The sequence below is a fragment of the Acinetobacter sp. 1424608 genome (assembly GCF_000588255.1).
GTDB lineage: Bacteria > Pseudomonadota > Gammaproteobacteria > Pseudomonadales > Moraxellaceae > Acinetobacter > Acinetobacter nosocomialis.
Genome location: NZ_JFXL01000054.1, coordinates 1 through 385 on the forward strand (window position 1 = coordinate 1; position 385 = coordinate 385).

The window sequence follows — 385 nt, forward strand, 5'->3', positions numbered from 1 at the left end:
AAAAAACACCCCGACCTCTTTTGAGATTGGGGTGTTTGGAATAATGAGCTGGCGATGACTTACTCTCACATGGGTAACCCCACACTACCATCAGCGCTAAGAGGTTTCACTTCTGAGTTCGGGAAGGGATCAGGTGGTTCACTCTTGCTATGGTCGCCAGCACAACTGTTATGGATACTTGCTTTGGTCTTATTGACTGCCGAAGCGTTTTCCAAATCTTTACAGATTGGGCTGATTGAATCTGACTGTGTTCATTTTATCTAGTGAAATAACTAAATCAAGTTTCTTTGTAGATTTATGAATCGATTGATGCTTTATATACAACTGCTTGGGTGTTGTATAGTCAAGCCTCACGAGCAATTAGTATTGGTCAGCTTCACATATC

The 385-nt window shown here is 41.6% G+C and carries 1 rRNA gene; it reads right to left on the bottom strand.

From position 1 onward, the window contains the following. Positions 1-46 precede the first annotated feature (46 nt). A 5S ribosomal RNA gene (gene rrf, locus J678_RS22795) occupies positions 47-161 on the bottom strand. Positions 162-385 lie beyond the last annotated feature (224 nt).